Source organism: Mycolicibacterium sp. XJ1819, from assembly GCF_053483675.1.
In genome coordinates, this window is the sequence record NZ_JBEFST010000025.1 from 50,677 (window position 1) to 62,345 (window position 11,669).

At 66.8% G+C, this 11,669-nt stretch carries 11 protein-coding genes; 5 read left to right on the forward strand and 6 right to left on the reverse strand.

All coding sequences use genetic code 11. The features are described from left to right. The first annotated feature begins 44 nt into the window (after positions 1–44). Positions 45–506 (forward strand): hypothetical protein, encoded by a 462-nt coding sequence (locus ABQE89_RS23625; protein WP_448421175.1) that lies wholly within the window; start codon positions 45–47, stop codon positions 504–506. Here ABQE89_RS23625 and ABQE89_RS23630 read toward each other — a convergent pair. From ABQE89_RS23630 to ABQE89_RS23650, 5 genes are all read right to left on the reverse strand, one after another. Beyond that, complete coding sequence (locus ABQE89_RS23630) at positions 496–1,224, reverse strand: 3'(2'),5'-bisphosphate nucleotidase CysQ (protein ID WP_448421177.1); 729 nt, start codon at positions 1,222–1,224, stop codon at positions 496–498. The genes ABQE89_RS23625 and ABQE89_RS23630 overlap by 11 nt on opposite strands. Next, positions 1,221–3,074 carry a sulfate adenylyltransferase subunit CysN gene (gene cysC, locus ABQE89_RS23635; protein WP_448421179.1) on the reverse strand — a complete coding sequence of 618 codons (1,854 nt, stop codon included), beginning with the start codon at positions 3,072–3,074 and terminating at the stop codon, positions 1,221–1,223. The genes ABQE89_RS23630 and cysC overlap by 4 nt, the downstream gene beginning before the upstream one ends. Beyond that, a complete protein-coding gene (gene cysD / locus ABQE89_RS23640; protein ID WP_448421181.1) occupies positions 3,074–4,000 on the reverse strand; it encodes a sulfate adenylyltransferase subunit CysD in 927 nt (308 codons plus the stop codon). Before cysD ends, cysC begins: the two co-directional genes overlap by 1 nt. A 178-nt stretch (positions 4,001–4,178) precedes the next feature. Next, a complete protein-coding gene (locus ABQE89_RS23645; RefSeq protein WP_448421183.1) occupies positions 4,179–4,670 on the reverse strand; it encodes a beta-class carbonic anhydrase in 492 nt (163 codons plus the stop codon). Between the two features lie 81 nt (positions 4,671–4,751). Continuing rightward, complete coding sequence (locus ABQE89_RS23650) at positions 4,752–4,988, reverse strand: hypothetical protein (RefSeq protein ID WP_448421185.1); 237 nt, start codon at positions 4,986–4,988, stop codon at positions 4,752–4,754. A gap of 206 nt (positions 4,989–5,194) precedes the next feature. Here ABQE89_RS23650 and ABQE89_RS23655 point away from each other — a divergent pair, with 206 nt between their 5' ends. Genes ABQE89_RS23655 through ABQE89_RS23670 form a run of 4 tightly spaced genes read left to right on the forward strand, consistent with a single transcriptional unit; the run spans position 5,195 to position 10,612 of the window. Next, positions 5,195–6,172 carry an oligopeptide ABC transporter permease OppB gene (locus tag ABQE89_RS23655; protein ID WP_448421187.1) on the forward strand — a complete coding sequence of 326 codons (978 nt, stop codon included), beginning with the start codon at positions 5,195–5,197 and terminating at the stop codon, positions 6,170–6,172. Continuing rightward, a complete protein-coding gene (locus ABQE89_RS23660) occupies positions 6,169–7,077 on the forward strand; it encodes an oligopeptide ABC transporter permease OppC (protein ID WP_448421189.1) in 909 nt (302 codons plus the stop codon). The genes ABQE89_RS23655 and ABQE89_RS23660 overlap by 4 nt, the downstream gene beginning before the upstream one ends. Then, the gene (locus ABQE89_RS23665; protein WP_448421191.1) at positions 7,074–8,930 is read left to right on the forward strand and encodes an oligopeptide ABC transporter ATP-binding protein OppD; all 1,857 of its coding nucleotides are present in this window, start codon (positions 7,074–7,076) and stop codon (positions 8,928–8,930) included. Before ABQE89_RS23660 ends, ABQE89_RS23665 begins: the two co-directional genes overlap by 4 nt. Positions 8,931–8,941: 11 nt before the next feature. Further along, the gene (locus ABQE89_RS23670) at positions 8,942–10,612 is read left to right on the forward strand and encodes an oligopeptide ABC transporter substrate-binding protein OppA (RefSeq protein WP_448421193.1); all 1,671 of its coding nucleotides are present in this window, start codon (positions 8,942–8,944) and stop codon (positions 10,610–10,612) included. A 44-nt stretch (positions 10,613–10,656) separates the two neighbouring features. Here the strand turns inward: ABQE89_RS23670 and ABQE89_RS23675 are convergent, their stop codons facing one another. Then, a complete protein-coding gene (locus ABQE89_RS23675; protein ID WP_448421195.1) occupies positions 10,657–11,574 on the reverse strand; it encodes a type IV toxin-antitoxin system AbiEi family antitoxin in 918 nt (305 codons plus the stop codon). Positions 11,575–11,669 lie beyond the last annotated feature (95 nt).

An 11,669-nucleotide genomic window follows, 5' to 3' on the forward strand; every position in this document is an offset into this window, starting at 1 on the left:
AATTGCCGACGAGTGGTGCGCGGCGTCGGCCTTAGGCTCCAATGGTGAGGTTTCTGATCGGCGACGCGGTCGCCGCGGTGATCGTCGTTGTCGGTGTCACGGGGGCGCTCGTCGCGTGTGGCGACGGCGGCGACACCCCCGGGTGTGCGCAGGCAGAGGAAGCCCTGCGGCCGTGGGCGGGGGCGATGTCCGAGGTCTACGGCAACTTGCCTGCGGACATCTCCCCCAAGCCGTCGGACCGAGCGGCCGTCGCCGCCTTTCAGGCTCAGACCGCCGACGATATCCGCGCCGGCGCCGACCTCGTCGAATCGGCCTCGTTGCGCGCCGAGGTGCACGCGGTCGCCGACGCCTTCGACGCGATCAGCCACAGCATGCTTGCCCCGGCATCGGCCACGCCGAGCAAGGAGTACTTCGGCGCCACCACGCGCATGAACGAGGCACTCCACGCGATCGCGAAGGTCTGCCCCGGCATCGGAGAGCCCTCCCCGCCGCCCGTCAGGCCGTGACGGCCAGCACCGCGTCGGCCAACTCCGGACGGCACACCACCAAATCGGGCAGCCGCGGATCCTGCCGGTTGTAGACCAGCGGTGAGCCGTCGATTCGCGAGGTGTGCAGACCGGCGGCGCGGGCCACCGCGACGGGCGCGGCCGAATCCCACTCGTACTGTCCGCCGGCGTGCACATAGACATCGGAGCGCCCCTGCACCACCGAAGCGACTTTGGCGCCCGCCGAACCCATCTCGACCAAGGTGCCGTCCAGGGCGTCGCGGACGGCCAGCGCGATCGCCGGCGGTCGGGTGCGCGACACGACGATCCGCGGTTGCTTCGGAGCCGGTGGTGGCGCGTCGACGCCAGGCGTGCCGAACGTGATGCCCTGGGCGGGAAGCGCGACCGCGCCGGCCGCCAACTCGCCGGATTCCCACAACGCAACGTGAACGGCCCAGTCGTCGCGGCCGGGTTCGGAGAATTCCCTGGTGCCGTCGAGCGGATCGACGATCCAGACCCGCTCGGCCGAGAGCCGCACCGGGTTGTCGGCGCCCTCTTCGGACAGCACCGCGTCGCCGGGCCGTTCGGCGCCCAGCGCCTCCATCAGGAAGTCATGGGAGCGCTTGTCCCCCGCGGCCTTCCGCTCGGCCTGGCCGGCCTCGGCGAGCTCCGTTCGGATCTCGAGCAGCAGCCTGCCCGCCTCGGTCGCCAGTCGAGCAGCGAGGTCATGGTCACTCACTGCCGGCTTTCCAGCAGTTCGACCACCAGGTCGGCCAGTTCGTCGGTGGTGCGCTCCGGCGTCAGCCGCAGGTCGGGGTTCTTCGGCCGCTGATACGGGCTGTCGATGCCGGTGAAGTGGGTGATCTCACCCGCTCGTGCCTTGGCGTACAGGCCCTTGGGATCACGGCGCTCGCAGTCCTCCAGCGGGGTGTCGCAGAACACCTCGAAGAAGTCCAGGCCCGCCTCGGTGGTCACCTTCCTGGCCAACGCGCGGTGTTCCTCCAGCGGGCTGATCGCCGGCACCAGCACCACCTGGCCCGATTCGGCGAGGATGGCCGCGACGTGGGCCAGCCTGCGCTGGTTCTCGGCACGATCGGCCATTGAGAAGCCCAGGTCGGCGTTGAGGCCGTGGCGCAGGTTGTCGCCGTCGAGAACATATGCGGGAACACCCTTTTCGAGCAGCTTCTGCTCGACGAGCACCGCCACCGAGGATTTCCCGGACCCGGACAGCCCGGTGAACCACACCGTGCGGCCCTTCGACAGCCGATCCTCGGCGGTGCACAGCGACTGGTGGCGCACCGTGTTGGGACTCGACGTGCGATCTCCGACGAACGGCAGGATCATGCCGGCCGCGACGGTTCCGTTGGTGTGCGGATCGATCAGGATGAACGAACCGGTCGTCGCGTTGCGGCTGTACTCGTCGACCAGGAGCGGGGCGTGCGCGCGCAGCGAGATCCGGCCCAGCTCATTGAGTTTGAGCGCGGTCGCCGTCTTGTCGCGATGCAGCGTGGTCACGTCCAGGCGATAGTCCAGCCCCGTCACCCGAACCCGCGTGGTACGCGTGGTGTGCTTGATGACGTAGTCGCGACCCGGCTCCAACGACGACTCGTCGGCCATCCAGCACACCGTCGCGTCGAACTCCTCGGCCACCCGGGGCCGATTGTTGGGCCTGGCGATCAGATCACCGCGGGAGATGTCGATGTCGTCGGCCAGGCTGACCGACACCGCCATCGGAGGGAAGGCCTCATCGACGGGTCCGCCCGGGCCTTCGATCGCGGTGATGCGGCTGGTCTTTCCCGTTGGCAGCACGACGATCTCGTCGCCCGGGCGCATCACTCCGCTGGCCACGGTGCCCGCATAGCTGCGGTGGTCGGCGTGCTCGTGGGTCTGCGGGCGGATGACGTACTGCACGGGGAATCGCACGTCGACGAGGTTGCGGTCCCCGGCGATGTACACCTCCTCCAGATGCGACAGCAGCGAGGGCCCGTCGTACCAGGGGGTGTTCTCCGACCGCGTCACCACGTTGTCGCCGAGCAGCGCCGACAGCGGAATCGTCGTCACGTCCTGGACGTCGAGCCGGGCGGCGAACTCGTGAAAGTCGTTGCGGATCTTCTCGAACTGCTCACGGTCCCAGCCGATCAGGTCCATCTTGTTGACCGCGAGCACGATGTGGCGGATACCCAGCAGCGACGCCAGGAACGCATGGCGGCGCGACTGCTCGAGCATGCCGTGCCGGGCGTCGACAAGCACGATCGCCAACTGGGCCGTCGACGTGCCGGTGACCATGTTGCGGGTGTACTGCAGGTGCCCCGGCGTGTCGGCGATGATGAATTTCCGCTTCGGCGTGGCGAAGTAACGGTAGGCGACATCGATGGTGATGCCCTGCTCACGTTCGGCCCGTAACCCGTCGGTGACCAGCGCCAGGTCGGTGTAGTCGTTGCCGCGCTCCTTGGAGGTGCGCTCGACCGAGGCCAGCTGGTCTTCCATGACGGCCTTGGAGTCATACAGCAGCCGTCCGATGAGCGTGGACTTCCCGTCGTCGACGGAACCTGCGGTGGCGATGCGGAGCATCGTGGTGGAACGGGACATCAGAAGTAGCCCTCGCGCTTGCGATCTTCCATGCCCGCCTCCGAGATCCGGTCGTCGGCGCGGGTGGCGCCCCGTTCGGTCAGCCGCGAGACCGCGGTCTCGGCGATCACCTCGGCCACCGTTGCCGCGGTGGATTCCACACATCCGGTGCAGGTGACGTCACCGACGGTGCGGAACCGCACGGTTTTCTCGACGATCTTCTCGTCGTCGCGAGGCGTCAGGTACTTGTGCACCGCCAGCAGCATCCCGTCGCGCTCGAACACCTTGCGGTTGTGCGCGTAGTAGATCGACGGCAGCCTGATGTTCTCGGCGCCGATGTAGGACCAGATGTCGAATTCGGTCCAGTTCGACAGCGGAAACACCCGGATGTGCTCCCCCTTGTGGTGGCGACCGTTGTAGAGGTTCCACAGTTCGGGCCGCTGCGCCTTGGGATCCCACTGCCCGAACTCGTCGCGGAAGGAGAACACCCGCTCCTTGGCCCGCGCCTTCTCCTCGTCGCGGCGGGCGCCGCCGAACGCCGCGTCGAACCTGTTCTCGCGGATCGCGCGCAGCAGGGTGACGGTCTGGATCGGGTTGCGCGACGGAAAGCTCTCGACCACGCGACCGGCGTCGATGTCGTCCTGCACCTTGGCCACCACCAGGCGCACACCGAACTCCTCGACGAGTTCGTCGCGGGTCTGCAGCACCTCGTCGAAGTTGTGACCGGTGTCGACGTGCATCACCGGAAACGGCAGCCGACCCGGCCGGAACGCCTTGAGCGCCAGATGCAGCATCACGATCGAGTCCTTGCCGCCGGAGAACAGCAGCACCGGACGCTCGAACTCGGCGGCCACCTCGCGAATGATGTGGATGGCCTCGGCCTCCAGCGACCGCAGATGGCTGAGCTCGTAGCCGCTCGCGATGAGTTCTTGCTCGGTCGCGGTCATCATTTCCTCGTTAAGTTGGTAGAAATGACCAAATTTATCCGCATAACCAAATATGAAACCAGCCCGACGACCGTGCTGTCAACGTCGATGGTCAGGCCGGGCAGGGTCGCACGTCATCGGGCGCGAAATGGGTGCGAGCGTGCGCAGACACGCCCGCTCGCGAGAAACTGGAGGAAAACTAGAGGTTGACCTCGGTGAGCTTGCCGGTGTTGTTGTCGAACACGAAACCGCGCAGCGACTCGTGCATGGTGACGAACGGACTCGCCTCGATGCGGCGCAACGACTGGCGCACGTCCTCTGCCGGGTCGGGGAACGACTCGGGCGCCCACTCCGGCTTGATGCCGGTCTCCTCCTGGATCTCACGCTTGAACACGTCGTCGGTGAAGGTGAGCATGCCGCAGTCGGTGTGGTGGATGAGCATGATCTCCCTGGTGCCGAGCAGGCGCTGGCTGATCGCCAGGGAGCGGATCTCGTCGCCGGTGATCACGCCGCCGGCGTTGCGGATGACGTGCGCCTCTCCGTCGCCGATGCCGAGCATCCCGTAGATGTCGAGGCGGGCATCCATACACGCCACGATCGCCACATGCTTGCTGGGCGGCATCGGCAGCGGACCTCGGAAGGTCTTGGCGTATTCCTCGTTGTTCTTCAGGTACTCATCGGTGACAGTCAACGCGCCTCCTCGGATGCGAGGTGATCTTAACAACGAAAGGGCCTCACCTCGCGACCGAGAATCAGCGTGCGCGAAACCGCCTCAGTCGGCTGTCGGCGCCGGTTCGGCCGTCACCTCCGGGGTGGCCTTGGCCGTCTCGAGTTCGGTGGGCGCCGTCGTCGAGGTGGTGGTCTCCCCCGTGGTGATCTCGGGACCCTGGGCCTCGGCACCGCCCGGTGAGATTCCCGACGACGCGCCGAGTACGGCCATCGCGATCACGGCGGCGGTTCCGATGCTCGCCGACATCCACTTCAGTTGCTTGCGTTGCTTTCGGGTCATCTCGTCACTCCGATCGGACTGAACTGGGTTGCAGTCACCTTTGACCTCCCTGTTCGGCCTTCTGCCCGGGGTCGTCGCCGACTCCGCTGGTGCAGGGATAACCCGTGCGAGCGGTGCCGAAACGGCCCGACTGACCGCTGCCTGACCGCCTATCCCAGCGAAATCTCTTAACCTGTGCCAATGCAGCCGCAGTCGGGACGGACCGCATGACGCTCTTCTTGGCGCGTCGGCTGCTCAATTACCTGGTGCTGCTGGTGCTGGCGTCATTTGTGGCCTATTTCCTGGCGTCGTGGTCGTTCAATCCGCTGGAGAACCTCGAACAACGCAACCCGCGCCCACCGGAGGCCGTCCTCAACGCCAAACGCGCCGAGCTTCGGCTCGACGAGCTGATCCCCATCCGCTACATGTACTGGGCCTCGGGCGTGGTGCGCGGCGATTTCGGGACCACCATCAGCGGCCATCCCGTCAGCGACGAGCTGTGGCGGCGCATCGGGGTGAGCCTTCGGCTGCTGGTGATCGGCGTCGTCGGCGGCACCGTGGTGGGCGTCGTGCTGGGCGCCTGGGGCGCGATCCGGCAGTACCGGATCAGCGACCGCGTCATCACCCTGGTGTCGCTGCTCGTGATCAGCACGCCGGTGTTCGTGATGGCCAACCTGCTGATGCTGCCCGCCGAGCAGGTCAATTCATTTTTCGGTGTCCAGGTGTTCGAGTACATCGGTGAGACGTCGCCCAACCCGGTGCTGGGCACCTGGAATCAGCTGCTCGACCGCGTCCAGCATCTGGTGCTGCCGACGCTGACGCTGGCGCTGGCCGGCGCCGCGGGCTACAGCCGCTATCAGCGCAACGCGATGCTCGACGTGCTGGGCCAGGACTTCATCCGCACCGCGCGCGCCAAAGGCCTGACGCGGCGGCGCGCGCTGTTCAAGCACGGCCTGCGCACCGCGTTGATCCCGATGGCGACGCTGTTCGCCTACAGTGTCGCCGGCCTGTTCACCGGCGCGGTGTTCGTCGAGAAGATCTTCGGCTGGCACGGCATGGGCGAGTGGTTCGTGCGCGGCATCCTCGAACAGGACGTCAACATCATCGCGGCCATCACGGTGTTCTCCGGGGCCACAGTGCTTCTCGCGGGGCTGCTGTCCGACATCGTCTACGCCGCGCTCGACCCGAGGGTGCGGGTGACATGACCGAAACCGTGACCCCGGCCGCATCCGGGCTGGGCGGCGCCGCGTTCGCGTCGCGGCGGTCCCTGATTTTCCGCCGATTCCTGCGCAACAAGCCCGCGGTGGCCTCGCTGGTGGTGTTGGCGGTGCTGTTCGTCGGCTGCTACGCCCTGCCGCCGCTGCTGCCCTACAACTACCACGAGCTCGACTACTTCGCGTTGCAGCAGCCGCCGAGCCTGGACCACTGGTTCGGCACCAACGCGCTCGGGCAGGACCTGCTGGCCCAGACCCTGCGCGGGATGCAGAAGTCCATGCTGATCGGTGTTTGCGTGGCGCTGATCTCGACCGTCATCGCCGCGACGGTCGGGGCGATCGCCGGCTATTTCGGCGGGTGGCGCGACCGCACCCTGATGTGGATCGTCGACCTGATGCTGGTGGTGCCCAGCTTCCTGCTCATCTCCATCGTGGTGCAGCGGACGCGGGGCGACATCGTCTGGATGATCATGCTGTTGTCGTTGTTCAGCTGGATGATCAGTTCCCGCATCGTGCGCGGTATGACGATGAGCCTGCGTGAACGCGAATTCATTACGGCGGCAAGGTACATGGGCGTGCGGAACTGGCGTATCATCTCCCGCCACATCGTGCCGAACGTCGCGTCGATCATCATCATCGACACCGCGCTCAACGTCGGGGTGGCCGTTCTCGCCGAGACCGGGCTGAGCTTCCTGGGGTTCGGGATCCAGCCGCCCGACGTGTCGTTGGGCACGTTGATCGCCGACGGCACCAAATCCATCACGACGTTCCCGTGGCTGTTCCTGTTCCCCGGTGGCGTGCTGGTGTTGATCATCCTGTGCGCCAACTGGATCGGTGACGGTCTTCGCGACGCCATGGACCCGAGCTCTCAGTCACTGCGGAGAGTGCGCAGATGAGCCTGCTGCAGGTGAGCGACCTGACCGTCGCCTTCCCCACCGACACCGGCGACGTGAACGCGGTGCGGGGACTGAACTTGCACGTCGACCCGAAAGAGGTGGTGGCTCTCGTCGGCGAGTCGGGTGCGGGCAAGTCCGCGGGGGCGATGGCCGTCATCGGGCTGCTGCCCGAATACGCCGCGGTGTCCGGGTCGATCCGATTGCACGGCGACGAGCTGATCGGGCTGACCGACCAGCGGATGTCGCAGATCCGCGGCAAGGTCATCGGCACGGTTTTTCAGGACCCGATGTCCGCGCTGACCCCCGTCTACACCGTCGGCGATCAGATCGCCGAGACCATCGAGGTCCACCAGCGCGGCACCACCCGGCGGGCGGCCCGCGCGCGGGCGGTGGAGTTGCTCGACCTGGTCGGCATCGCCCAGCCCGAACGGCGCGCGCGCTCGTTCCCCCACGAACTCTCCGGCGGGGAGCGCCAGCGCGTGGTCATCGCGATCGCGATCGCCAACGACCCCGACCTGCTGATCTGCGATGAGCCGACCACCGCCCTGGACGTCACGGTGCAGGCGCAGATCCTCGACGTGCTCAAGACCGCGCGGGACGTCACCGGCGCCGGCGTGTTGATCATCACCCACGACCTCGGTGTGGTCGCCGAGTTCGCCGACCGCGCCTTGGTGATGTACGCGGGCAAGGCCGTCGAGGTCGCCGGCGTCGACGAGTTGTACCGCAACCGCGCCATGCCCTACACCGCCGGCCTGCTCGGATCCGTGCCGCGACTCGACGCCCCGCAGGGCGCGCGGCTGGTGCCGATCCCGGGCGCACCGCCATCGCCGGCCGCGCTCCCGCCCGGATGCCCGTTCACCCCGCGGTGCCCGCTGGCCATCGACGCCTGCAGCGCCGCCGAACCCGACCTGCTCGAGGTCCGCGTCGACGCCGCGACACCGGGCACACCGCACCTCGCGGCCTGCATCCGCACCGAACATGTCGTCGGCCGCAGCGCCGCCGAGATCTACGGCGTGTCCACCGAACCGCCCGCCGAGGAGCCCGTCCCCGACGCGCCGGTCGTGCTGCGTGTGACCGACCTGGTCAAGACGTACAAACTGACCAAGGGTGTGGTGTTCCGCCGCCAAGTCGGTGAGGTGCGCGCCGTCGATGGCATCAGCTTCGAACTGCCGCAGGGCCGCACCCTCGGCATCGTCGGCGAATCGGGGTCGGGCAAATCGACCACCCTGCACGAGATCCTGGAGTTGACGCCACCGCAGTCGGGCTCGATCGAGGTGCTCGGCGCCGATGTCGGCGACATGGATGCCCGGGCCAGGCGCTTTCTGCGCGGCGATTTGCAGGTGGTGTTCCAGGATCCGGTGGCCTCCCTGGACCCGCGGCTGCCGGTCTTCGATGTCCTGGCAGAACCGTTGCACGCCAACGGGTTCGACAAGGCGCACACCGACGAGCGGGTACGTGAGCTGCTCGACATCGTCGGACTTCGCGCCGAGGACGCCGCCCGCTATCCCGCCGAGTTCTCCGGCGGGCAGAAGCAGCGCATCGGGATCGCGCGTGCGCTCGCCCTGCAGCCGAAGATCCTCGCGCTCGACGAACCGGTCTCGGCGCTCGACGTATCGATCCAGGCGGGCATCATCAACCTGCTGCTGGACCTGCAGCAGCGCTTCGGGTTGTCCTATCTGTTCGTGTCCCACGACCTGTCGGTGGTCAAACACCTGGCCCACCGGGTGGCGGTGATGTACAAGGGCCGGATCGTCGAGCAGGGCGACGGCGACCAGGTGTTCACCAACCCTCGCCACGACTACACCCGCCGGTTGCTGGCGGCAGTGCCGCAGCCCGAGGTCCGACGCGGCTAGAGTCGGTCGGCATGAGGATGCGACGCTTCGCTGCGGCAACCCTGATCATCGGGCTGACCCTGTCCGCCTGCTCCGGCAGCAACGAAGAAGCCCCGTCGGCGGGCGGCGCCGCTGAGGTTGGCACCACCAACGACGTCAACCCGCAGCCGCGGTCGAATCTGCAAGAGGGCGGCAACCTGCGGGTGGCGATCAACGACTTTCCACCGAACTTCAACTCGCTGCACATCGACGGCAACACCGGTGACGTCGCCTCGCTGATGCGGCCGACGATGCCGCGGGCGTTCCGGATCGCCGCCGACGGCTCCGCCTCGGTCAACACCGACTACTTCACCAACATCGAACTCACCAGCACCGACCCGCAGGTCGTCACCTACACCATCAACCCCGAGGCGGTGTGGAGCGACGGCACGCCGATCACCTGGGAGGACCTCAAGTCGCAGATCGAGGCCACCAGCGGAAAGAACGAGCAGTTCGCGATCGCGGCGACCAACGGCAGCGACCGGGTCGCGAAGGTCGAACGCGGGGTCGACGACCGGCAGGCCGTCATCACCTTCGAACAACCGTGGGCCGACTGGCAGGGCATGTTCGCGGGCAGCACGATGCTGTTGCCGAAGAGTTCGACTGCCACGCCCGAGGCGTTCAACACCGGCCAGCTCACCAACCCCGGACCGTCGGCCGGACCGTTCCTGATTTCCGAGCTGGACCGGGGCGCGAAGCGAATCACGTTGACGCGCAACCCGAAATGGTGGGGCACCCCACCGCTGCTGGACAGCATCACCTACCTCGTGCTCGACGACGCCGCGCGCATACCCGCGCTGCAGAACAACACGATCGACGCCACCGGCCTCGCCACCCTCGACGAGATGGAGATCGCCAGGCGCACCGACGGCGTCACCATCCGTCGAGCGCCCGGACTGGCGTGGTACCACTTCACGTTCAACGGTTCGCCGGGACGAATCCTCGAGGACCCGGCGTTGCGGCGGGCCGTCGCGAAGGGGATCGACCGTGACACCATCGCCGCGGTCACGATGCGGGGGCTTTCCGACAATCCCAGGCCGCTGAACAACCACATCTTCGTCGCCGGCCAGGAGGGCTATCAGGACAACAGCACTGCGATCGCCTTCGATCCGGAGAAGGCCAAGCAGGAACTCGACGAACTGGGCTGGCGACTCAACGGCCAATTCCGCGAGAAGGACGGCCGCCAGCTGGTGATCCGCGACGTGCTGTTCGACTCGCTGGCGACGCGCCAGTACGGGCAGATCGCGCAGAACAACCTCGCGCAGATCGGCGTCAAGCTCGAACTCGACGTCCGGCCCGCGCAGGGGTTCTTCACCGATTACGTCACGGTCGGCAACTTCGACATCGCCCAGTTCTCGTGGAGCGGCGACGCGTTCCCGCTGGCGAGCCTGACCCAGATCTATCGCACCGGCGCCGAGAGCAATTTCGGCAACATCAGCAGTCCGGAGATCGACGCCAAGATCGAAGAGACGGTCGGCGAACTGGATCCCGAAAAGGCCCGCGCGCTGGCCAACGAGTTGGACGCGATGCTGTTCGACGAGGTGTTCAGCCTGCCGCTGACGCAGTCGACCGGAAACCTCGCCGTACGAAGCAATCTGGCCAACTTCGGTGCCTTCGGCCTGGCGGACGCGAACTACGCCGACATCGGCTTCATGAAGCCATAGCGTTCATTGCGTTCATTGCGTTCATTGCGCGAGCAGACGCAAAGTCAGCCGACACGCCGAGAAATATGCGGACTTTGCGTCTGCTGAGCCAAAGGTGCGCGGTCGAGGTGGCGGGAAATCCGCGCGACGAGGTCGGACGGCCTCTTGCGGACGTCATCGACGACGATGGGCACGACGGTGTAGCCACACTCCTGAAGCCGGGCCATCTTGATGCGGTCGTGCTTGAGCGCCGCGGCGCTGACGTGCCACTCCATACTTTCGTACTCCGCGACGAGCATCGCATCCGGCCACGCGAAGTCCACCCGCCAAAGGTCTCCGCAGAGGTCGAGGATTTCGAATTGCAGCTCAGGCAGCGGTAACCCGCCGTCGATGAACACCAGTCGCACTTCACTTTCCATCGGCGACTCCGCGCGCCAATCCGCGTACTCCATGAGATCGCGCACCTTGACGATGCCTCGTCGACCTTTCTGCGCACGGATGGCGCCGCGAAGCTCCTCGGCTGTGCAGGCTCGGCAATGCATCGCGGCGTCAAGGGTCGCCAGTGCGCGAGGACGCCGCAACGTCCGAGCGACTTCCACCGCCGTCCACGCGGGCGCGGTGGCCAACCGGCCGTCGACGCGACGCAGCGGTGCGCCGACCCGTTGATGCACCATCAGTTTCGACGTCGGACGCATCCGGACACCGGGGTCGAGGACGTGCAGCCTCTGGTCTAGTTCGGTATCGAAACCGTAGAGCTGCGCAGCGGTCGCCATGCACGCCACCATCGGTCGCCGGGCCATCAGGTCCAGTCCCGCGAGCTTTTCGCGGATTCCCGGCGAGGCCAATGCATAGGCGCCGTGCCACACCCGCACGAGCGTGCCTGCCTCCACGCGCGCAGCAATCATCTCGCGCGACATGACAGTCAGAAGTTGATCACGGGTGGCCAGACCACCGGTCGAATTGAAGAGGTTCTCGATTGACATGGCCCCGAGACTGTCCGCCGGTGGACTCGCCGGGTAAGTCTCGGTTGCGGATCTGTGGATGAATCGCCGGTTGTGGATCAGCGAGCAGACGCAAA

What these genes read in the sequence shown, in the direction of transcription:
- ABQE89_RS23665 (WP_448421191.1), top strand. Translation starts at nt 7,074, where the DNA reads ATGAGCCTGCTGCAGGTGAGCGACCTGACCGTCGCCTTCCCCACCGAC.
- ABQE89_RS23655 (WP_448421187.1), top strand. Translation starts at nt 5,195, where the DNA reads ATGACGCTCTTCTTGGCGCGTCGGCTGCTCAATTACCTGGTGCTGCTG.
- ABQE89_RS23670 (WP_448421193.1), top strand. Translation starts at nt 8,942, where the DNA reads ATGAGGATGCGACGCTTCGCTGCGGCAACCCTGATCATCGGGCTGACC.
- ABQE89_RS23650 (WP_448421185.1), bottom strand. Translation starts at nt 4,988, where the DNA reads ATGACCCGAAAGCAACGCAAGCAACTGAAGTGGATGTCGGCGAGCATC.
- cysD (WP_448421181.1), bottom strand. Translation starts at nt 4,000, where the DNA reads ATGACCGCGACCGAGCAAGAACTCATCGCGAGCGGCTACGAGCTCAGC.
- ABQE89_RS23660 (WP_448421189.1), top strand. Translation starts at nt 6,169, where the DNA reads ATGACCGAAACCGTGACCCCGGCCGCATCCGGGCTGGGCGGCGCCGCG.
- ABQE89_RS23675 (WP_448421195.1), bottom strand. Translation starts at nt 11,574, where the DNA reads ATGTCAATCGAGAACCTCTTCAATTCGACCGGTGGTCTGGCCACCCGT.
- cysC (WP_448421179.1), bottom strand. Translation starts at nt 3,074, where the DNA reads ATGTCCCGTTCCACCACGATGCTCCGCATCGCCACCGCAGGTTCCGTC.